The sequence below is a fragment of the Paenibacillus sp. CF095 genome (assembly GCF_900101225.1).
Lineage (GTDB): Bacteria > Bacillota > Bacilli > Paenibacillales > Paenibacillaceae > Paenibacillus.
This window is the reverse complement of record NZ_FMZN01000002.1, coordinates 501,393-523,309: the sequence shown is the minus strand read 5'-3', so window position 1 is coordinate 523,309 and position 21,917 is coordinate 501,393. Positions and strand designations below refer to the sequence as shown.

Annotated in this window: 21 protein-coding genes; all 21 read right to left on the bottom strand. The window is 47.3% G+C overall.

Going from position 1 to position 21,917, the window contains the following annotated elements; genetic code table 11:
* Positions 1–268: 268 nt before the first annotated feature.
* The 21 genes from BLS69_RS21640 to BLS69_RS21540 all read right to left on the bottom strand — a co-directional run bounded on the left by BLS69_RS21640 (position 269) and on the right by BLS69_RS21540 (position 21,720).
* A complete protein-coding gene (locus tag BLS69_RS21640) occupies positions 269–1,720 on the bottom strand; it encodes a SulP family inorganic anion transporter (RefSeq protein WP_091036096.1) in 1,452 nt (483 codons plus the stop codon).
* Positions 1,721–2,231: 511 nt separating this feature from the next.
* Positions 2,232–3,902, bottom strand: a complete 1,671-nt coding sequence (locus tag BLS69_RS21635) for an ABC1 kinase family protein (protein WP_091036093.1) — start codon at positions 3,900–3,902, stop codon at positions 2,232–2,234.
* Entirely contained in the window at positions 3,903–4,283 is a 381-nt protein-coding gene (locus tag BLS69_RS21630) for a phasin family protein (RefSeq protein ID WP_091036091.1), read from the bottom strand.
* 72 nt (positions 4,284–4,355) lie between these two features.
* Positions 4,356–4,994: a ThuA domain-containing protein gene (locus BLS69_RS21625; protein ID WP_091036088.1), complete on the bottom strand. Its 639-nt coding sequence runs from the start codon at positions 4,992–4,994 to the stop codon at positions 4,356–4,358.
* Positions 4,995–5,036: 42 nt separating this feature from the next.
* Complete coding sequence (locus BLS69_RS21620) at positions 5,037–5,759, bottom strand: SDR family oxidoreductase (RefSeq protein ID WP_235193706.1); 723 nt, start codon at positions 5,757–5,759, stop codon at positions 5,037–5,039.
* A gap of 178 nt (positions 5,760–5,937) precedes the next feature.
* The gene (locus BLS69_RS21615; protein ID WP_256332380.1) at positions 5,938–7,437 is read right to left on the bottom strand and encodes a cobyrinic acid a,c-diamide synthase CobB; all 1,500 of its coding nucleotides are present in this window, start codon (positions 7,435–7,437) and stop codon (positions 5,938–5,940) included.
* Positions 7,438–7,665: 228 nt separating this feature from the next.
* The gene (locus tag BLS69_RS21610) at positions 7,666–8,496 is read right to left on the bottom strand and encodes a uroporphyrinogen-III synthase (protein WP_091036083.1); all 831 of its coding nucleotides are present in this window, start codon (positions 8,494–8,496) and stop codon (positions 7,666–7,668) included.
* 130 nt (positions 8,497–8,626) lie between these two features.
* Positions 8,627–9,829: a GerAB/ArcD/ProY family transporter gene (locus BLS69_RS21605; RefSeq protein ID WP_165980304.1), complete on the bottom strand. Its 1,203-nt coding sequence runs from the start codon at positions 9,827–9,829 to the stop codon at positions 8,627–8,629.
* A gap of 56 nt (positions 9,830–9,885) precedes the next feature.
* Positions 9,886–10,107: a hypothetical protein gene (locus BLS69_RS21600; protein ID WP_091036077.1), complete on the bottom strand. Its 222-nt coding sequence runs from the start codon at positions 10,105–10,107 to the stop codon at positions 9,886–9,888.
* On the bottom strand, positions 10,100–11,299 hold the full coding sequence (locus BLS69_RS21595) for a Ger(x)C family spore germination protein (RefSeq protein ID WP_091036074.1): 1,200 nt from the start codon (positions 11,297–11,299) through the stop codon (positions 10,100–10,102). Before BLS69_RS21595 ends, BLS69_RS21600 begins: the two co-directional genes overlap by 8 nt.
* Before the next feature lie 4 nt (positions 11,300–11,303).
* A complete protein-coding gene (locus BLS69_RS21590) occupies positions 11,304–12,899 on the bottom strand; it encodes a spore germination protein (protein ID WP_091036071.1) in 1,596 nt (531 codons plus the stop codon).
* Positions 12,900–13,074: 175 nt separating this feature from the next.
* Entirely contained in the window at positions 13,075–14,061 is a 987-nt protein-coding gene (locus BLS69_RS21585) for a siderophore ABC transporter substrate-binding protein (protein ID WP_091036068.1), read from the bottom strand.
* A gap of 42 nt (positions 14,062–14,103) precedes the next feature.
* Positions 14,104–14,862 carry an iron ABC transporter ATP-binding protein gene (locus BLS69_RS21580; protein WP_091036066.1) on the bottom strand — a complete coding sequence of 253 codons (759 nt, stop codon included), beginning with the start codon at positions 14,860–14,862 and terminating at the stop codon, positions 14,104–14,106.
* Positions 14,856–15,824 (bottom strand): iron chelate uptake ABC transporter family permease subunit, encoded by a 969-nt coding sequence (locus BLS69_RS21575; protein ID WP_283945790.1) that lies wholly within the window; start codon positions 15,822–15,824, stop codon positions 14,856–14,858. Before BLS69_RS21575 ends, BLS69_RS21580 begins: the two co-directional genes overlap by 7 nt.
* Positions 15,821–16,774, bottom strand: a complete 954-nt coding sequence (locus tag BLS69_RS21570; RefSeq protein WP_091036063.1) for an ABC transporter permease — start codon at positions 16,772–16,774, stop codon at positions 15,821–15,823. The genes BLS69_RS21575 and BLS69_RS21570 overlap by 4 nt, the downstream gene beginning before the upstream one ends.
* Before the next feature lie 247 nt (positions 16,775–17,021).
* A complete protein-coding gene (locus BLS69_RS21565) occupies positions 17,022–17,357 on the bottom strand; it encodes a hypothetical protein (protein ID WP_091036061.1) in 336 nt (111 codons plus the stop codon).
* A 44-nt stretch (positions 17,358–17,401) separates the two neighbouring features.
* Positions 17,402–18,103, bottom strand: coding sequence for a pirin family protein (locus BLS69_RS21560; protein WP_091036060.1), 702 nt, complete (start codon positions 18,101–18,103; stop codon positions 17,402–17,404).
* Positions 18,104–18,302: 199 nt separating this feature from the next.
* On the bottom strand, positions 18,303–18,716 hold the full coding sequence (locus BLS69_RS21555; RefSeq protein ID WP_091036057.1) for a DoxX family protein: 414 nt from the start codon (positions 18,714–18,716) through the stop codon (positions 18,303–18,305).
* 52 nt (positions 18,717–18,768) lie between these two features.
* The gene (locus tag BLS69_RS21550; protein ID WP_036667841.1) at positions 18,769–19,629 is read right to left on the bottom strand and encodes a M56 family metallopeptidase; all 861 of its coding nucleotides are present in this window, start codon (positions 19,627–19,629) and stop codon (positions 18,769–18,771) included.
* Between the two features lies 1 nt (position 19,630).
* The gene (locus tag BLS69_RS21545) at positions 19,631–20,047 is read right to left on the bottom strand and encodes a BlaI/MecI/CopY family transcriptional regulator (protein ID WP_091036054.1); all 417 of its coding nucleotides are present in this window, start codon (positions 20,045–20,047) and stop codon (positions 19,631–19,633) included.
* A 209-nt stretch (positions 20,048–20,256) separates the two neighbouring features.
* Positions 20,257–21,720, bottom strand: coding sequence for a catalase (locus tag BLS69_RS21540; RefSeq protein WP_091036051.1), 1,464 nt, complete (start codon positions 21,718–21,720; stop codon positions 20,257–20,259).
* Positions 21,721–21,917: the final 197 nt, after the last annotated feature.

Below are 21,917 nucleotides of genomic sequence, written 5' to 3'. Positions count from 1 at the left end.
ACACGACATTCTCTAATAAAAACAACGACGCCCTCTCCCCGACTTACATTAGGGAAAAAGTGCGCCGCTGAAAAGTATCTTTTTATGTTGTCTACTTCATAGGGCTGTCGCATGTCTGCTCAACACTACTTTAGGGCAGTTGCCTTCCTAACTTCATTACTTGTTTAGATCCTTAATTCCAGATTTACTAAGCCGTTCATTTTTCAGCTTGTCTGCGTAACTACGTTTCGACATTGTACCTTTGTACAACAACCTTTGTACAACCAAGTTACGAACTGTGCCCGCCCGCTGTGGCAAACCCACTCCGTTCAAGAATACGGGAGCTTTCCTCGTTTAAACCGCGCAGGTGCACGGTTTTGCCAAGCTTCGCGTATTTGAACTTCACCTTGCCGATAGCCACAACCGCGGTATTATCCCAGATATGTGACCCTCCGAAATCAATCGTGATTTCCTTCGGATCAGCTTCTGCATCGAACTCATCTACAAAGCGGGACGAAGAACCAAAGAAGAACGGTCCGTGAACCCGATATACTTTCTGCCCTTGCTCTTGGCTCGCCTGTACGCGAATCTTGGTCTGTTTCCAGCCAAAATGCAGCACACTGAGCACAACGCCAACCATAACCCCGATCGACAGATCGTGGGTATAGACCACAATTGCCACTGTCACGATCATGACAAAGGCTTCCGCGCGCGGCACGCGAGCAATATTTTTGATAGAACTCCAGTCGAATGTTCCGATACACACCATAAACATTACACCGACGAGCGCCCCCATCGGTACCTGTTTCACCACACCGCTAAATAACAGCAACAGGATTGCCAGAAACGCACCCGCAGTAAACGTCGATAATCTTCCACGTCCCCCAGACTTCACATTAATGACCGACTGCCCAATCATCGCACAGCCGCCCATGCCGCCAAACAAACCGTTCACGAAATTTGCGATACCCTGACCACGCACCTCACGGTTCTTGCTGCTCTTGGTCTCGGTCATCTCATCTACGATGGTTGCGGTCAGCAGCGATTCCAATAGCCCAACCAGTGCCATAGTGAATGAATAAGGCAGCAGAATCATTAGCGTGTCCCAAGTCCATGCAATATTGGGCAAGTGGAACATCGGCAGAGTACTCGTTATATTCCCCATGTCTCCGACCGTTCTTACGTCCAGATGAAACACCAGGGTAATAATCGTCATCACGATGATTGCAATCAGTGGAGCCGGAACGCCTTTGAAAAACCGTGGCAAAATATAAACGATCGCTAACGTGCCCGCCACCATCGCATACATGATCCAGTTCGCTCCCGTGAAGTGGGTTAACTGCGCCATAAAGATCAGGATAGCCAGTGCATTCACGAATCCGGTCAGTACCGAATGAGGCACAAACGTAATAAATCGCCCAACCTTAAATATGCCAAGTAGAAACTGGATAATGCCCGTCAAGATCGTCGCTGCAAAAAGATATTCCACGCCATAATCCTTGACGAGTCCAACCATCAGTACCGCCATGGCACCTGTTGCTGCCGAGATCATGCCTGGTCTTCCACCAGCAATCGAGATCACAATCGCAATCGTAATCGAAGCGTATAATCCGACCATCGGATCAACACCTGCAATGATGGAGAACGCAATGGCTTCCGGAATTAACGCCAGCGCTACCGTAATGCCTGCCAGCACGTCTCCGCGAATGTTGCCAAACCATTGTTGTTTTAAAGTATTCATATGTTCTTAGCCGTTCCTCCTACGTGTATTCCTCATATTGGACAATCCTACTGAAGAGTAACGGAAGCCGTCCACACTAACCAACTAACCAGGACAGCACAAAACAACGGAACCCTCTCCGCATCATTCGCCTATGCTGTTGCCTGAATTGCATCATTCTTCACCATCTGTATATCCTTGACGGGTTAATGTGCATTCACGTTTTTTCCGTTCCAATGTGTACCGCTATTGTTCCATTACCTTCAGTTGTCTTACTCATGCCACATCAGGAGTTGATCCTGATGCCAATAGGTTTTCCCCTCTCAGAAAAACCGGGTCCGTTAATGTACTGACCTATTATTATAGTCACAGGACCGGATATGTACTAATACAGTTAAGGCGAAAAAATAGAGCCTTTTCTTCTATTATCTTAATCTTTCTATAATTTACTCACCAATTCTCTTCTCACAAAAAATAACCCGCAAAGATCCTTTGAAGAAAGTCTCTTTACGGGTGTTCATGTGATACTATGCTAGAACCTTCCCGATTTGAATATCGAATAGAGCAGGAAAGCCACCATCAGAATCGCCACCAGGAAACCAATCTCAATGACCGGAATATCCCACAGCATCGTGGACTGATGACTGATCGACGAACCGATAATCAGGCCCACCATGATGATACAAAAGGCGAGCAGCACGATACTGAAGGACAGCCGATTACTGATCTGATCCATTCTGCGCATGAGTGCATCCAGTTCAGGGACACTGATCTCCAGCCTCAGCTTGCCTTTGCTAATAATGGATGATAACTGTCTTAACTGTCCTGGCAGACCGATGACACTTTCGGCCATATCAGCCGCACTGCGGAACAACCGATTCTTGATTCTTCCTGCGCTAAAACGTTCCTTGATCAGCTTCCGCCCAAAGGGCTCCGCCATATCTACGATGCTCAGGGAAGGATCGAGATGTTCGATCACACCTTCCATCGTCAGCAACGATTTACCGAGCAGCAGAATATCGGCAGGCATGACAACCCGGTGCCTCTGGGCTACGCCGAACAAGTCATTCAGCGCCTGACCCACACTAATCTTGGAAAAGGGAATATCGTAATATTTGTTACGCAACTTGTCCAAATCCACATGAAGCCCACGCAGATCCATGTCATCTGGCATCATGCCAAGTTTCTCAATTGCCCGGATCATACTGTCCGTATCTTTGCGCATTAACCCAATAATAAGCGAAGCAAGCTGCTGTTTCATCTCATCACTCAGACTGCCCACCATACCAAAGTCTATAAAGGCAAGACGTCCATCCTTCAATACCATCAGGTTGCCCGGATGTGGGTCAGCGTGAAAGAATCCATGAATAAAGATCTGATTCAATAATGAGTCTACCAGCCGCTCAGCAATATTGTTCAGATCATGACCGCGTCTGACCAGTTCTTCACGATCATTGAGTTTGATACCTTCGATATACTCCATCGTGAGCACACGGGACGACGTCTGATCCCAGTAAATTGCCGGGATTTTCACCTTGTTGTCCTGTTGGTATTGCTGTGCAATCTTTTCCGTATTGCGGCCTTCGACCGTATAATCCAGCTCGGCCATCAGTGCCTGAGCATATTCTTCGACCATTTGCGGAATCTGATATTGCTTCACCCAGTCCCAGCGCTTCTCGGCCATGGCTGTCAGTTCACGCAAAATATCCAGGTCACGCTGCACAATACGCGATATACCCGGCCGCTGAATCTTGATGGCTACCGACTCACCGCTTCGAAGTTTGCCCAGATGCACCTGTCCAATGCTGGCCGCAGCTACAGGGGTATCCTCGAACCGGGAAAAGATCTCCTCCAGCGGTGTATCCAATTCCTGTTCCAAAATACCCCGTGCCGTCTCGGAAGAGAACGGCGGGACCTGATCCTGCAACTTCACCAGCTCACGAATGACAGACTCAGGCAATAGATCTGCCCTTGTGCTTGCGAGTTGCCCCAGCTTAACGAAAGCTGGCCCCAGCTCCTGCAGCACAAGCCTGATGCGTTCACTCAGCGTTTTGGTGGTGTGTGCTTCACGCGACATCCACCGTCTGGGCAGAGCCAGCAGCTGGAACAAACCCAGCTCCTCGACCATATAACCGAAGCCATGACGCACTAGCGCCATGGCAATTTCACGGTATCTGCCGACATGTTTGATTCGCACTGCCATCTACTCGATCTCGTTTCCTTTGAGAGGAGGAGGAACTTCAAGTGGAGCTGGGGATTCATCAGGTTGGAGTTGTGGTGATTGGCCCAGTTCCGCAAGTTTTTTCTCCAGGACAGCAACGCGCTGTTCCAGACTGGTTACATCACTTTCGGATGCCACACCAGCTTCCTGAAGCACTCGCTTGACCTGTTCCTGAATCATTCTCTTGAACTGGCCCTGTTCTTCATCGCCCCGTTCCAGCAGACGTTCAACCAAAGCTTTGGATTCACCGGGCGCAAGTTCCCCGCGCTTGACCAAATCATCCACGGTTTTCTCAATTTTTTCTTTGCTTACAACAGTAAGACCAAGCCCTAACGAGATCGCCTTTTTGAACAAATCGCTCATTTTTGTCATCCTCCTCTTCGTTGATCTCTATATTATACCCCTTATACTCTGCATGCAAAGATGTCTGTCCGATCAGACGTAACGTGCAGCCCATTTGCCTGCTTGCAGAAGTAACTTACGGTACGTTTCGTGCGCAAAAGACGGTACATGGTGACCCGGCATAAGATAAACAATACGTCCCACACCATATCGATGAGCCCAAACCGCAGGTTTTGGTCCTTCTTCGGATTGATATTCAAGCAATATTTTCGTTTCGGCAAAAGAACCAAATTCGAACTGATACGGCTCTTCTTCCATTGTGAAATTCGAAATGCCCTCCGTCACGGGATGGCTTTCCCCCGTTACAGTGAATTCAAGCGGTGCATACGCCGGATGATGCAGGAACTTGGCTCCGATCATCTGTTTGAGCTCATAACGATTTTGAAGCGAAATGCCGTTATGTATAATGACCAGTCCACCTCCATTACTTACATAGGACAACAAACCTGCTGTCTGCTGTGGAGAGACTTTCCCCTTCCAATCGTCCATGTATGAGATACATACATCAAACCCGGTTATATTTTCTTGCAGCAGCATATTCCGATTCTCACTGCACTGCACAGTCATAGTATCATGGAAAATTCGGCTAATCTCCGCATCCACACCTTGAAGCGGGTGCCAATCCGGATGTGTATAATCGCCAAGTAGTAATGCTTTTTTACGATGATCCATTCAATCAATCTCCTTTCTTGTTCACCTCACTGTATCAATCAACTACCAGGGGAGCTTCTCGCCCTTGTAGTCCACATATGCGGGTTGATCTCCTTTAAACTGTTCATGGCGGTCGATAAGTACTGCGATATGCTGTGCAGATTGCTCGGGCGTGAGATCCGCAGCAACATCCAATTCGCCCCTCATATAACTCTGTACCCAACCGGGATGCACAAGCATCACTTGTCCGCCTTCATCCTTCAGACCATTGTGCACAAGACGGGCCTGCATGTTCAAAGCAGCTTTGGACATACAATAGGCATACCACCCATCCCGACTGCATTGCTCTATACTTCCAGCCTCGGAAGAGATATCAACAATCAGCTTGACCTGTCCTTGAAGAAGGAGAGGCAACAGGGAATGAGTCACACGCAGTGTACCTAAGGTGTTCACATTAAATACTTCAGCCATCTCCGCCATATTCAACGGCCCGCGGATATGATCCGTAATACTCCCTAGTATAGCCGCATTATTGATCAGCATATCCAAATGATTCGTATCCAGCTTCAATGTCTCCGTGAACAGAGCTACCGACAGGTCGTCCGCGATATCCAGTTCGATGGCGCGCAGATGGTCAGGATATCCTTCTGCAAGCATACGAATCCCCTCGGAATCTTCTACGTCCAGACCGGCCGCATACACGAGATACCCTCTCTTCAGCATCTGTGCCGTCAAAGCCAATCCCAATCCCCGAGCAGCTCCCGTTACACATACGGTTCTCATCATGATGTCCCTCCCTCGCATAATGATTCTGTCTTTTATTCATTCCACATATTCATCTGAAAACCTTTAATTCAGAATGGGATCGCCAACTTCACGACCAAAGACTCATGAGGTAAAAGCGAGATTAGAGCCATTTTGCTTATTGAATTCAGCTATCTATTTGAGCTATAAAAAGCTGCTATTATCTCTGCATATATCGCTCCTGCCGATAGGCTAAACAATGTTCCACCCATCTTCGAGCGGCTGCTGGGTAAGAGCCCAGATGAACGTGCGTATACCCCGCCACGATGTTACCTGCGGCATATCCCTCTTGCTTCAAGCCATGCATCCCCTTAGTCTCATACGCATAAGGGATCATTTCTTCATCACGATAGGTCATTGTCGAATAATGAAATTCATGACCCCGAAGTACTTCACCCTTTTTCAGCAAAAAGGAATCCTGAACGCTACTCGCTTCACGATAGCCAAGCGCAGCGCGCTTCTTCTGCATCTGCACTTGTGCAGGGATAATACCCGCCATATCGAAACTAATCCCCTCACGGTTGGTCAACGTTTCCCCAAGCACCATGTAGCCGCCACACTCGGCAAATAAAGGCATGTTGGATTGTGCTGCTTGTCGAAGTCCTTCCAGAAACCTTTGGTTACCGGAAATATCTGCTGCAAATTCCTCAGGAAATCCGCCGCCCAAATAGATGCCATCCACATCCGTTGGAATACCTTCACCAGCGAGCGGACTGAAATATTGTAATCGGGCCCCGGCTGCTTCGAGCAATTCCAGATTATCGGGATAATAGAAATTAAATGCGGCATCGCGCGCAACGGCAATGACAGGCTGTGCCGCATATGATACATGTCGATTATTAACGTGGATCACTGAATTGGAATGTGGATCGTAATTCGAGCTTGGTTCAGTATTAGCTGAATCCATGTGGGTAGTAGTCGCAGGACTCACTTCTTCTGCATTCAAAGGCGGGGCGCTTGCTGCCAGCTCCAGCAGAAGATCCAGATCGGTGCCTTCCATTAACACATCGGCTGCACGTTGGAATAATGGTTCCAGTTCACCGCGCTCGATGGCAGGCACCAGTCCCAGATGTCTCTCAGGAATGGACATGCCCTCGTCCCGCTTCAGCCAGCCAACCACCCGAATGCCGCACATCTGCTCAATGGCTTTTTTCACAATGGTATAATGACCCGCACTTCCACACCGGTTGACGATCACTCCGGCAATATTTAATTCAGGCTCCAACTGTTGAAAACCCAGGACAATCGCGGCCGCACTGCGAGCCATGCTGCGTACGTCCACAACCAGGATTACAGGGGTTTGTGTGACCAGAGCAATCTCTGCAGTTGAGCCTGTATTGCTGAGCGGATCTTTGCCATCGTAGAGGCCCATAACGCCTTCTATAATGGAAATATCGTGTCCCACCGATGCCTTCTCGAACGTATCTCTCACATACTCAGGCGATGTCATCCATGCATCCAGATTACGTGACGGTCTGCCCGTGACGGCGGTATGGTATGTCGGATCAATATAGTCCGGGCCGCATTTGAACCCTTGTACACTCAACCCACGCTGAGCGAGTGCCCTCATTAGCCCCAAGGTTACTGTCGTTTTTCCTGCACCACTTCCGGTGCCTGCAATGATCAGTCGGGGTCTGGCGTTACGATCTGCAATGGGCATCGTCATTTCCACCTTTTCTTCTTTTCTTACGATTATCGAATCCTTCAGCACCGCTGAAAACGTATAAATTCTATAATCTAAACAAAACCGCATCATATAGCGATGCGGTTAAGCTTAATGCATACTCTTTATTCATGAAATGAATGTTTACACAATAACGGAGAGGACAGAAAAACCTGAAGAAGCGACGCCAAAAGCTTTTTGTCGAACTGATCTAAAAGCAGGCCACTAATCTCTAATCTTGGCCGCACGCCCTGCTGCAAAGTAACGTCCAAGCTCAACGATGAGTGCTCCCATCTTCTCTTCCTCCGGAATGACCAGTGCCTCAATGCCTTCTTCACGCATGGAGTTTGCTGTAACTTTACCTACAGACGCAGGGATTACGCCTTGTCTAAAGGCTGCAAGCATCGGCTCAAGCTTGTCCTGGGAGGCCGCATATTGCGTCAGAAATCTGACCTGCGGTCCACTTGTGAACGCAACAGCATCTACCTCGAAATTTAGAATTTCATTCAATAACTGTTCCAGCTCTGCCTCTTCTGGCGGTACATGGCGGTAAGGAAGCACTTGTCTGACGAGTGCGCCTTGTTCTTCCAACCATGCGACAAGTTTGGGAGCTGTCTCCCCATGAAGCTGCAACATAACCTTTTTCCCTGCGAGATCATGTGGGGCGAATTCTCGAATGAGCCCGTCCGTACTACCATCATCATCTCGTACCAGCGGTGTTAACTTGCGCTTTTTGAGCGCATTCACCGTCTTGTATCCCCTTGCCGCAATGGAGGATTGCGATAATACATCCAACAATTGGCCTGCCACTTCCATATCCTCAGCCATTTCAAACAATGCATCCAATCCCATACCCGTAGTTAACACCGCCCAGTCTGGCGGGTCTGAGATCCAAGATACCAGCCCATCCCTGATACTCCGATCATCCAGGAATACGGTCCCCTGTGCCGGTCGCACAAGCGGGATTCCACCCATTTTTTCAACCAGTACGGACATTTCTTTCGATTTTCGTGGTCCTGTTAATGCTACACGCACACCTGCCAAATGTTGAGCCATTCATGTTCCCCCCGTTAGTTCAGCCGAATGTTCATCAGTCTGACTACAGTATACAGGGTACTTCTGTGAAGGGAAACTGTGCTTCCCCTCTTTTTGCCCGTTCATCTATAAGGATTTTTGATGGAATGTATCAGGAAGGCTGGAGTTCTCCGCCATGAGAATCTTTCCGTCTTTTCTCTCCGTCCTTCTCCGAATCAGCCGATTTTTGTTCCGGCTCATGCTTCTCTTTCTTTGAAAGGTCTCCCGATCTCTGTTGGGTAGATTCTTTTTTATCCTTTTTGCGAGGACGAAGGAAAAGAAACAGCACAATGGGGAACAACGCTTCAAAAATAATGGCAATCCATGTCCATTCCCGAGTAAAACGATTGAGCTGAATGGCATTTCGGAAGAACCAGAATGCACAGACAAATCCGACGAGGGCAATCGGGCCTGTCAATACCTTTCCCGATACGTTCGGAATCATTCGCTTCAATCCCCAGCAGACAAAGTACAGGTCAAATGCAATCTTCGTGATCATGGTAGGCAAGGTTGCCGCTGCGAGCGCAAGGTCAAACCGGTCCAGAAAATCACTAATTTGCAGCTGTCTTGCCAGCTCATAGGAAGGGTATACCAGTCTTGAAGCAATCGGAACGCCAATAGAAGTGATGGTTTCCACAACAATCAGCATCATGAGCAGTGCCGAGAGGATAATTCCCCCCAGGGCAGACTTAAAACGAAAATCACTACCCTTGATGACAAAGGGCAATGCAATCATCTCGCCATAAAATGAAAATATGTACCAACTCCCTTTACCTACGCCTGCAACATCGACATGAAAATACGGCATCAGGTTGTCCATGTCGACTTGTTGAATGAGCATGAAAGGTACAATTACCGAGTTCAACAGGAACAAAGTGACGTACAATTCCGTCATTCCAATCAAGGAGCCCAGTCCGCCCCGAACGATAAAAACGCCCATAATCATCAGTGACATCACAATGATAGAGATTGGTGTTGTCTCCAGCAATGTGATACTGATATAGTCACCTGTTAACCGAATATCTCTTGCAAACACAAAGAAAAAAAACAGAATATACAGAAACGCCATTAATCTTCCCAGTAAGGGGAATCTTCCGATGAGCGACTCGAACAGATCCTTCTCAGGAAATCTCCGCTGAACACGACTTAACATCCACATCGATACGATCATCACTACGACTACGGGTATATACGAGAGATAAGCGTGTTGTTCCGCATAGTAGATAGCTTGCGCATGTGGCTGAATTAACGTACCTGAAACACTGAGCAGCAGCACGAGCAGGATCATCTGACGGTGTGTCACTCTCTGATTCATGAAATACCTCCTCTCCCTCTCGTGATCCCGCAAACTTAATGCATCCTGTCCACAACCTAGGGCAGTGGCAGTAAGCGCTGGATAACGTGGCTTATCCATACCGACACAAATAAGGTTTTGCTTAGATTAGTCACATAGAACCAAATGCCTGTACCCAATGCAATCAAACTATAGGATAGCCAGCGATTAATGGCAGCTGCCTGTTTCAAATGTCTGAAATCCATCAAAATGACCGCGATTACCATGGCCAGGTAGGTAAATAAGAGTGGTTTAATCATGTACAACTTCATCCTCTCCGACGCCAATTGGTTTATTGCTCACCCCAACGTTTTCAATAATGACATGGGGAGTAACCGTCACCTCGACTTCAGGGTATATGTCATCCCAGCGATCTTTCATCGTGTCCCACTTTGCCGGCAGATGTTGATGAATGGATCGACCGATTCCAAGGATGTCCGCATGATATTTTCCCTGAACCAACCGGACACCTTCCTCAATATCCAATTTTATTTTCTCGTGAATGGCTTCATGTAACTTCAGAATTTCATTCTCACGCCGGTCACCATAATTGGATTCGTTATCTACGAGAACTCCCTTGGCATACAATTCAATATTCACGGTGACCTTGTCAGCCTTGATACTGGGATGTAGTGAAGCGTTGTTCTCGTTCAACTTGATGAACATATCTCCATCTCCGCCAGGAGCTTTAACCATAATCTCCGGCGCATTGGCCTCGCCCATAGCAAGAATGAGGGCATCAGCTGGAGCTTTGTCGATCATGCCAACCAGCTTATCTTTCTTGAAAATGGCCAACCCATCCAGCTTGATGTTTGTTTTGGCGTCCTTCCACCCTTTTGGAACATTGCTCACTTTCGAAGCGACAGGCAGGAATGGATCGACACCCTCACTAAGAATGGCATCTATAAACGTTTTAAGTGAACGTGGATTACGCATATTGAGGAAGCACAGTTCCCGCACCATCTCGGATGGAAACTTCTCTATAGGTGCATCCGTATCCATGACCTCATATGCTGAACCTTTTGTGACCACTGGCAATGCAGAGAATCGGTTCAGCGGATACCGCGTAAACAGATCAAGCATGGAGGCGACTCCATCCCTGGCAAGCTCCTCACCAATAAGCATCGTACGGCGATGCGCATAATAGATTGTTCGTGAGAGTTCCTTTTGACCTTCAATAGACGTACCATGCAATGATTTGGCTGTATTGGATAACATAAACCAGGATTTATCCCCACTCGTGCCGCCTCCGCCTCCTTCACTACCGGAAGAACCGGATTGTCCCGGCAGAGCAATCTGAAGACTGGATCTGTAATTGTCCCCCTCCTTATCGACAGCAATACCAATCACAAAGGCAACATCGTTAATCTCCTTACGATCCCAGCAACCTGAAATAAAAGTGGTACATAACAACAGCGCTATCACTGCCCGGTACTTATATATGAACTGCATGGGTTCACCACCCTTCCTCAGCTTCAGGGGAACCGTTGATCTTTTCGGTCATCCGTTTCTGATCCCGATGTACCGTAGAAGGACGATTGATCATTTTCCACCATGGCACACGAATGAGAATGTCTTTGGTATCTGTTTTACTGTACGGGCTAAGACCGGAGAGATATGGGACACCAAACGAAGTCATCTGTGTCAGATGCACCGAGATCAGGACCAAGCCGATGACGATGCCATATAATCCAAGCATACCTGCCAGTAACATGATCGGAAATCGGAGCAGACGCACCGTAATCGCGAAGTTAAATCGCGGGATCGTGAAGGAAGCTATTCCTGTCATGGATACGATAATAACCATCGGTGCCGATACAATACCCGCCTGAACTGCGGCCTGTCCGATCACAAGTGCACCGAGGATACTGACTGCCTGACCCACTGTCTTGGGTAACCTGACCCCCGCTTCCCGGAGAGCTTCGAACGACAGTTCCATGATGAGGGCTTCCACCAAAGCCGGAAAAGGAATAGCTTCCCGTGCACCCGCAATACTCAGAATCAGCGTGGTGGGCAACATGTCCTGATGAAATGTAGTGATGGAGATATAAAGCGCCGGCAGAAATAGAGCGATGGCTACGAACAGGAAGCGAATCCACCGCACCAGATTACTGATGAAGAATCGCTCGTAATAATCCTCGCTGGCTTGCAGCATCTGCCACATCGTGACTGGAGCAATCAGCGAGAATGGGGTTCCATCTACCATAATGGCAAAGCGTCCTTCCAACAGATTGCCTGCAACGGTATCCGGCCGCTCCGAATAGTGCATCTGAGGGAAAGGGGAATACGGATGATCTTCAATCAATTCCTCGATATAACCCGTCTCCAGGATGCCATCAATATTGATTTTTTCCAGACGTTTCTTAACATCTTGAATCGTTTTTGGATCGGCAATACCTTCCAGGTAGGTCAGCACAATATCTGTCTTGGTGTCTGTTCCAAGGGTCATACTCACCATCTTGAGAGCAGGTGTTTTCAGCTTGAACCGCAATAAGGCCGTATTCACACGGAGCGTTTCGGTAAATCCCTCCCGAGGTCCCCGAATCACGGATTCTGTCTGCGGTTCCTCCACACCACGTCTGACGCCACCTTTGACATTGAACATCCAAGCTTTGTTACTTCCATCGACTACCAGAAGGGCCGAGGATGCCAGCACCCCTTCTGTCGCAGCAGCCCAAGTATCCACTCGCTTCACCTGTGTCAGCTCAACGGTTGTATCATCCAGTGGAACATCAGGTTCATCTGTACGTTGCTGCACCAGCCCTCGAATAATCGGACGCAGCATGTGTTCCTGGATATCAGCCGAATTGACAATGCCTTCGATATAGACCAGAAGTCCTTTCACTTCAGGCGTAATCATGACGTTGCGAAAAACCACATCCGAGCAATCGGAGAATATCTCCTTTACCGCCTTAATCTGAGTTTCATGTACTGCACTAATCGGCTGCCGAAGAAAAGGCGGGGACGGCAGTCCCAAAGGAATATGTTTTTTTTCTTCTGAAGCTCGTCCCGGTTGCCGGGACTTGTCTTTCCCAGATGTTTTGTCCGCCATATGCCGCCCCTCCGTTCTTGTTTTTATACAAGGTAGCTTGTGCCAGACAGCTGGGAATTATGTGGTCTTTTTTGCAGAATTACGATTAAATTCTCTGAGTTTTCATACAGCAAAAAGGCCTCTGTATTGAACAGAGACCTTCCTGACACCCAGCACATGCATTGTTTAATTCACTTTAGTTGATGCTTGCGTCCACTTCCTTAATCATTTCTTGAATGGATTCCAACCCACCACCAGACAAATACCAGTAATTCGGATCCAGATAAACAATATGTCCTTCTTTATATGCTGTTGTATTCTTCACCAAATCGTTCTCGATCACTTGTTTTGCCGGGGATGCCTCACCGTTACCTGCAACCACGGCACTGCGATCAACGACAAAGAGGTAATCTGGATTCTGCTCCATGACATATTCAAATGAAACGCTCTGCCCATGTGTGGATACTTCGATGTTTGCATCTGATGGAGTAAAACCAAATACGTCATGAATAATACCAAAACGGGAACCGGCACCATAGGCGCTCAGTTTGCCTTCGTTTGTCAGGACGATTAGCGCATTTTTACCTGTAGCCGTTACTTTATCATGTAGTGCCTTAACGGATGTTTCGATCGATGCAATGGCTTCTTCTGCTTCTTTTTCTTTACCGAAGATGTCCCCGAGGGTCTTCACGTTATTGGTCAGAGAATTCATATAATCTGCCGTATCTACCGCCATATATATGGTTGGTGCAATCTCACTCAGTTCTTCATACGAATCCTGGAGTCGTCCCGAGATTATGATCAAATCTGGTTTCATCGCGTTAACCTTCTCAAAATCAGCTTCTTTCAAGCCACCAACATTGGTGTACTTCGCATCATTATACTTGTCCAGATAAGGAGGTACGCCTTCCTGCGGAACACCTGCAACTTCTACGCCCAGCTGATCCAGTGAATCCAGTACTCCGTAGTCAAAAACAACGACCTTCTCTGGATTTTTCTTCACGGTTGTTTCGCCCAGTTTATGTTTGATGACCACTTCTTCACTTGCTTGATCTGCTGGTGCAGTAGCTTCTGATCCTGTGCCACTGCTTGCACCTGTATTATCCGCTGCCTTATTCCCACCACAAGCTGCCAGGATAACCGACAACACCACGAATAACGTAAACAGCCAACCCTTTTTCATGAATAAACACCTCTCGATCTCTATATTGGACTACCTTTTCACTCACGCAAAATACACACAAATCTTACGTCCATCAATCCATTGCACAGGGATGTGCATGTCATACACGCTCTGCAATACATCCGTATCGATGATGTCTTCCGTCTTGCCCTCTTTCACTACGCGTCCATCCTTGAGCGCAACAATATAGTCGGAGTAACAGGAGGCAAAATTGATGTCATGAATGACAATGACAATTGTTTTGCCTAGTTCATCCACCATTCTGCGCAGCACCTTCATAATCTGAACAGAATGTTTCATATCCAGGTTATTCAAAGGTTCATCGAGCAAAATATACTCGGTGTTCTGGGCAATCACCATGGCGATATATGCCCGCTGCCGCTGTCCGCCACTCAGTTCATCCAGATACTTCTTGCGAAATGGGGCCAGTTCCATATAGTCGATGGCCTCCTGAATCCACTGTTGATCCTCAGGTGTGAGCCTTCCTTGTGAATACGGGAACCGGCCAAAAGCCACAAGATCCTCCACAGTTAACCGAATGTTGATGTGATTGGACTGTTTAAGGACTGATATTTTGCGCGACAAGTCCTTGTTCTTCCAGCTTTCAATCTCGCGCCCTTCAATCAGGACTTGTCCTGTATCCTTGCTGATTAACCTGGTAATCATGGATAACAAGGTGCTTTTCCCAGCTCCATTTGGACCAATAAATGATGTAATCTTTCCCTTGGCAATGTTCAGTGATACGTCATCCACTACCCGGACGCCGCCGTATTGTTTTGTAACATTTCTGACTTCTACCACGACTTATTCTCCTTTAGCAGTAAATAGATGAAGTACACGCCGCCTATAAAATTTATAATGACGCTAACGGTCGTAGCAAAGGTAAACACCCGCTCTACAATGAGTTGTCCACCAACCAATGCAACGACTGCGATCATGACCGAACCCCAGATCAGCACTTTATGCCGATGTGTCCGGAATACCTGATGCGCCAGATTCACGACCAGCAGCCCCAAAAACATAATTGGACCCACCAGCGCTGTGGAGATCGATACCAGAACCATCACCACCAGCAGCAGCCTCTTCACAATGTAATCGTAATCCACCCCGAGATTCACTGCGTGATCTTTGCCGAGAGACAGTACGTCGAGATATTTGGTAAACTTCTGCGCGTACAGCAGGATCAGAATAATCGCAGCGATTGAAATGATCAGCAGATCCGTATTCACATTGTTAAAGCTCGCAAACATCTTGCCCTGCAGCACAAGGAACTCATTAGGGTCAATCAGTACCTCCATGAAGGAAGACATGCTCTGGAACAGCGTACCCAGTATAAGACCCACCAGCAGCAACAGATAAATATTACGCCCCTGTTCCCTGCGGAACATGAACTGATGCAGTAGTAGAGCAAACAACGTCATGAGCAGGACAGATATTGCAAAATTAAGGTTTTTGTTCACAAAGCTGATATGTGTGCTTCCAAACACAAACACGGCAAACGTCTGAAATAGCATATACAAGGAATCGAGGCCCATGATGCCAGGTGTCAGAATTCGATTGTTGGTTATCGTTTGGAAAATAGCTGTAGAGTACGCGATGCAGGCACCTGTCAATACAATGGCGAGAATCTTTTTCCCTCTTCGAGGCAATATGTAATCCCAGTTCCCTCCGGATTGAATGACCAGAAATACGCCAATCAGCAGCACTGCCGCTGCAATTAACAAGACCAACTTCCATGTATTCGCCGTATATTTCATTCTCATGATCCATAAGCCTTTCTTCGAAGCAGTAAATACAGGAATAATACACTTCCCACAACTCCCACCGTCAGACTGATCGAAAGTTGATAAGGATAAATAATTAATTGACCCAGAATATCGCAGACCAGAACAAAGATCGCACCAAGCACTGCCGTATGAGGCAATGTATCACGTAAGTTATCCCCTTTGTACAGTGTTACGATATTTGGCACGACAAGGCCCAGAAACGGAATTGTACCTACAGTAATAATCACTACTGCTGAAACCATCGCCACCAGGATCAGGCCGATATTCACAACTCGTCGATACGCCAGTCCAAGGTTGGTTGAGAAATCTTCGCCCATTCCTGCAAGTGTAAAACGATTAGCGAACAGGTACACAATAATGAGCAACGGAATACTGATATAGATCAGTTCATAACGTCCCTTCATGATGGTGGAGAAGTCACCCTGTAACCAAGACGAGATGTTCTGGATCAGATCGTTTTTGTAAGCAAAAAATGTCGTGACGGAGCTTACAATGTTGCCAAACATAAGACCTAGCAGAGCGATATATATCGTATCCTTGAACTTAACTTTCTCCAGAATTCGCATAAAAATCAGTGTTCCCGCCAGAGCAAAGGCAAAAGCGACCAACATTTTTTGCAGAGGGGATGCTCCCGGGAACCACATTAACGTCACAAGAATACCCAATCTGGCTGAATCCATCGTTCCTGCTGTAGTTGGGGAAACAAATCGGTTGCGTGTCAGCTGCTGCATAATCAGTCCGATTACACTCATGCTGATTCCGGCGACAAGGATGCTGATCAGGCGGGGAAACCGGCTAACTTGTAATACCTGTAGCTGGACTGAGGACAAATGAAATATATCCAATGGTGAAATGTCTGAATTTCCAATAAATATGTATACGATAGACAGTACAGCCAGTACGATCAACATATAACGTAACTTCATCTCTCTACTAATCCCCTTACCGATCGCCGTAAAACATTCGTAGTTGCTCTACCTCGCATCATTTGATATTGATACTCATTATCAATTAAGTGAATTATATCGATATTAAATTCATCATGTCAACCTTCCGTTGCTCTTTTTTCTTAAATTTCATGAAACAACCTGAAATACATATACTATAAAATTGATGATATATAAGGAAAAAAGCCTTCCATGTGGAAGGCTTAATATTTATTATAACGTGTAGTTAATCCGCAAAATAATCTTCAGGCACATAACGAATCTCCGACTTCGCATAGATGCTTAGCGTGTGACTCTCCCTGTCGTACACAACCCGCTCACCTTCTACGTAGTACCAGTGTTTCAAAAGGGGCTGATTCTTGCGTTGGACGAATCGAAATACGTTCAGTTCCTGTCTAAGCTCCATAATCTGTTCCACAATCTGCTCGTCCAGACCCGTAACGGTAAATATGAAACCTGTACCCTCCTGTTGGAACCGATAGGATAGGGAATCTGTTTTGCTATTAGCTAATCCTCGCCCGGTCACCGCATGTTTGACCATAAACCATTCCTGTTGCGCCATACGTGTATATCCTCCTTCATCTTGGAGTTCATTTCATCAGCCATCTACGGCAAATCAATAATCATATAGAACGTATCTTCGTTTGCTTGCAGTTCGATTGAATCCCGCTGTTCCACACGAGCCGTGTCGCCTTCGTTCAACAGGTACTCTCCATCCAATCCCAGCTTACCTTCGATGGAGAAAATGTACATCCGGCGGCCCGAATCCTGATTAAAAGTTAACGTTTCGTCTTTGGCTAATCGGCCAAGGTAGATCGTCATATCCTGATGAATGGTCGCAACTCTTGGGCCCCCTTCTGGGGATACAATCGGCACGAGTGCTCCTGCCAATGCCGCTGGATCAAATGATGTGGTCTCATAGGAGGGCTCCAACCCTCTTGTCTTTGGCATGAACCAGAGCTGAAGCAAACGTACTTCTTCGGTATCGGATGCATTATGTTCGGTATGAATCATGCCACTGCCTGCTGACATCCGCTGGATACCACCAAAGCTTGTAACGGCTACATTCCCCAGGTTATCTTCATGTCGCAACTTGCCGCTGAGTACGATGGATACAATCTCCATGTCACTATGCGGGTGAGCCCCAAAACCGCGACCAGGCGCGATCACATCGTCGTTCGCTACCCTCATGGGTCCAAACGCCGTATTCTCCGGGTCTTGGTATTCTCCGAAAGAAAAGCTGTGACTCCCCCGGAGCCAGCCTCGATCGAAGCTGGAGCGGGCATCGGATGGAATGACGTTAATCATAAAATGCATCCTCCTTATTTTTTCTTAGTAGCATACTTATTCTCATTGTAACAAACCTCAGGCATGTCGTCCAAACGAAAAAAGTTCTCTACTGATCAGCCCGGTTCGCAAATCAATTCCCGAACCGGCCTGGCCAATAAAGAACCTCGTTACAGGACTCATCCTGCACTTCATTATTTTTTAGCAATCGTTAGTCAATTCAAGCACTCACATTCTGGCGAGCGCTCCCCTGTCTGGAGAACAGATAATCCACGGCCAGGAAGCGGCTTCCTGTGAAGAGCAGTGTCAGGGAACCCGCCAGCAGCAGGTAATCTAACTCGGTACCACTCAGGAACGGCTCACCCATTTTGGCTGTAAACAGAACGCCAACCATCACGATGGCAAACAGGGCAGCAAACACACGTGTTCCCAGACCCAGAATCATCGCTGCACCACCCACCAACTCAATAATGGCTACAACGGATGCAAGAAATCCGGGAATACCGATACTTTCGAAAAAACCTACTGTACCGCTGATTCCACCTTCGAATTTACTCCAGCCGTGCAATACAAAGATCAAACCGATCATAATCCTTGAGAAAAATAATCCAATCTCTACACTTTTATTATTCATGTTCATCTTCCTTCCTCGTTATATTCGAGACTTCACATTTAGCCAAATTAATCTATCCGATGGACCAAACAAACAAGATAGACAGCAATAGAAAAACAGTAGCCGACATCAGAACAGCATAACGTGGCAACCTCAGCGTCACGTCCTGTTCTGGGTCCAGCAGACGTGAAATTCGGACATTCACCGACGTATCCGCAAATGAGGACTGAACGGTCAGTTCTTTTGCCCCCCAAGGTTCAGGACAAGCACGGAGCAGCTTGAGCAAAGCACTGCCAATACCTGCCACATTGCCTGTACGCTCGATAGCCTCATTGTCTGCTAAAATTTCTCTCACGATATTGTAATGTTTCGAAGTATGCTTCAATACGGGAATATACGGCATCATGATTGCAAATACCGATAGCAGTGTCGTCTTCAGTGGGTCACGGTGCCACAGGTGATGGACTTCGTGGTACACAACTGCAGTCTCCTCTTCTGCATCCAACATCGTCAGAAGCCCTGTGGAGAGTACAATACATGGTCTCCATAAACCAATTGTGAATGCAACCGGAGAATGCTTGTCCACCACAATGAATCCTGGCTGTCCGAGATGGTGATACTTGGACTCCAGTTCGCGAGACAATGCACGCACCTCCATGGAGCGAAGTTTACGTACGGCGGCTCTGGTTTTCATCATACGCACCATTAGCAACCAACCTGTTCCCGCAAAAGTCAGCAATACCAGTGCCAGCAGGAAATGTCCCACGGATAACCAACCCAGTCGACTCATCCAATGATTGCAGAGCCAGAGCAGGTTAAACGGGATATCCCAGCCAAAAATTTTGTACATCGCGTACATGAACATCTGCATGAACACGAGTAACGGAATGCCAAACCCGACGGTAAACAAAAGTTTCGAGCGGGTCTTCCACATCTTAATCGCTATCCTTTTTCCATTGTTTGATCTTCTGTTCCAGGCGTTCAATTAGACCCGCATCTGCTTCGTCCAGCGCATCCAGCATATGATTCAATGCCAGAGCTCCGAATTCATCCACCAACTCATGTGACAGTTCCTTGGATTGGTCGTTCATAAACTCCTCCTTACTCTGTACCGGTTGGTACAAAGATGTTCTGCCCTTTTGTGACTTTCCGAGAAGTCCCTTGTCTACGAGCCGGTTCATCACGGTCATGACTGTATTAAAATTGACGTCTTTGTCTTGTTCAAGTGCGGTCTGCACTTCACGGATGCTGCTGCCAGGACGAGACCATAAAATGTCCATGATCTTGGCCTCCAGCGGACCAAAAAATCGGTTGAGCCCACGCTCACCCACTTTGAAATTGTGTATTCTCATGTTCTGACACCCCTCACACTACCCATTGTAGTGCCAACAAATGAGAAGTCAACCTCTATGTCAGCTATTTTATGTAAATGATTTGTAAATTTGTTTTCCATTTCAGTAAAAAAGGCCAAAGACCGGGAAATTCCGCACGTTCACGGTTTTCCCGGTCTTCACCAAATATCAGTCAGTATGATGTTATGAGTACAGGGTCAAACTGCACTTTATTTGCCATCCTGTGACGGCATATGTGCAGATATATCCACGCCGAGTCCATGAGCCAAACGTCCGCCAAGCTGTCCATCCGCCCGGAAGAAGTGGCACAGGGCACGCATTTGAATATCAACAGATACGCCCTTAAGGTCATTGATCAGATTATCAAGTAAATGTTGCTGCTCTACAGGAGTAAATGAACGGAAAAGCTCCCCTGCCTGCGTGTAATCATCCGTTTTCTCGATTTTTTCTCGTGTAACATGCCCTTGCAATGGAACCTGACTGTCCCGATATGCCGAATCTTCCTGCGGGCTGTTTCCTGAACTGTTGGGTTCATAGTTCACCGGAGATGGGTCCTGATTCACATTCATGAGTCCATCACGCTGATGATTACGAACGGGTGCGTACGGGCAATTCACCGGAATTTGCAAATAGTTCGTTCCAAGCCGGTGACGCTGTGTATCTGGATAAGAGAATAGACGTCCTTGCAGCAATTTGTCTTCGGAAGGTTCAATTCCAGGTACAAGTGCACTAGGTGAAAAGGCAGCCTGCTCCACTTCAGCAAAGAAGTTTTTTGGATTCCGATTCAGGGTCATGGTCCCTACCGTATGGAACGGCAATACATCTTCAGGCCAAGTTTTGGTCGGGTCGAGCGGATCAAAAGAAAAATCATCCATTTGCTCCGGCTTCAAGAGCTGTACCTGTAACTTCCACTGCGGGTATTGCCCGTTCTTGATATGTTCATGCAGGTCCCGGGTAGCATGGTTAAAGTCTTGCCCCTGTACCTCGGCAGCTTCCTGACGTGAAAAGCCGCGAACCCCCTGTGCAGACTCCCACTTGTACTTCACATAGTGGACCTGTCCCTGTGCATTGATCCATTTGAAAGCATGTACGCCGAATCCATCCATTTCCCGATAACTTGCCGGTGTACCCAGGTCAGAGAACAACCAGGTCATCATATGGGTTGATTCCGGCGAGAGGGTCATGAAATCCCAATAGCGAGCTGGGTCCTGAATGTTGGTATCCGGAGCTGGCTTCAAGGAATGCACCATGTCAGGGAACTTCATGGCATCACGAATGAAGAACACAGGCAGATGGTTGCCGACAATATCATAGTTGCCTTCACGTGTGTAGAATTTGACGGCAAATCCACGTGGATCTCGTGCAGTCTCTGGTGACCCCGTACCGTGAATAACGGTTGAGAAACGAACCAGCACATCCGTCTCCGTACCCGGATCTTGCAGGAAGTCCGCTGTTGTATAATCCTTCATACTCTGCTCTAGCGTGAATACACCATGAGCACCTGCTCCTCTTGCATGTACAACTCTTTCGGGAATACGTTCACGGTCAAAGTGGGCTATTTTCTCAATGAGATGGTAGTCTTCAAGCAGTGTTGGCCCTCTTCTGCCTGCTGTGCGGGAATTCTGGTTGTCACCTACAGGTGCTCCCTGATTCGTAGTCATACGTTCTGTCATCATGTCGTCCTCCTCTAATGGGTCTCACGGCTGCTATATATCTACTATTAAAATCATATTCGGCTTCGGTTTAAATATACATTTAGACTTGATCTAACTGTTAAATTGATTCTAACATGTCCCACTCTGCTCTTGCATGAGGTTCACATGAGATTAAGATGAGGTTCTTCAACACTTCATGAATGAACTATGAACAT